This window comes from Oleiphilus sp. HI0080, assembly GCF_001635135.1.
Window position 1 is genome coordinate 1 of the sequence record NZ_LWFU01001242.1, and the last position, 666, is coordinate 666.

The window sequence follows — 666 nt, forward strand, 5'->3', positions numbered from 1 at the left end:
CTCATCAAATAAAACTGCAAAGCCGCAGAGAGTATTGACTGCTGAACACCTTCTTGCTGAGGAAATCGCGCCTTCAGATCATCAAACGCACGATAGATATTCGAGAGGGGAACGACGACCAAACGGGCATCCGGATCATAGTAACCATATGGGCGTTCTGACACTTCTATGAACATCGCCTCTTGCAACGCAATCTCTTCAAAGACCAATTGTCGCAATGGCCGCTCAAAGTCGGCTCCCAAACGCTCAAACAGTTTTTCGTGATCGAGCGACATAGCTTGCTCGCTCCATCGAACAAGCGGCTCTTCTGCGACCGCCCCCTCTTGAGCAACCGTAACCTGCACAGTCCATAACAAGCCTGCTACGCCGCACAAAAGGCAGAGTACGATCTTTCTTGAGAGCTCATACACGCACAAATGCCCTCTACCCTTTCAATAGCCGTGCCGCATCCTTGGCAAAATAAGTCAAAATAGCATCGGCACCCGCTCGCTTGATACAAAGTAACGACTCAAGAATCACCTTGTCTTTGTCGAGCCAGCCGTTTTCAAACGCAGCGACGTGCATCGCATACTCACCACTGACCTGATAGACAAAAGTCGGTGCGCGTAATTCCGTTTTAACGCGCTGAACAATGTCTAAATAGGGCATGCCTGGTTTGACCATCAC

Annotated in this window: 1 protein-coding gene and 1 pseudogene; both read right to left on the minus strand. The window is 49.7% G+C overall.

Annotated elements, in window-relative coordinates:
* A partial coding sequence (locus A3751_RS21565) for a hypothetical protein (RefSeq protein WP_156492729.1) occupies positions 1-410 on the minus strand: 410 nt, incomplete at its 3' end.
* A gap of 13 nt (positions 411-423) precedes the next feature.
* Positions 424-666, minus strand: a pseudogene (locus A3751_RS21570) (porphobilinogen synthase); the annotation flags it as partial.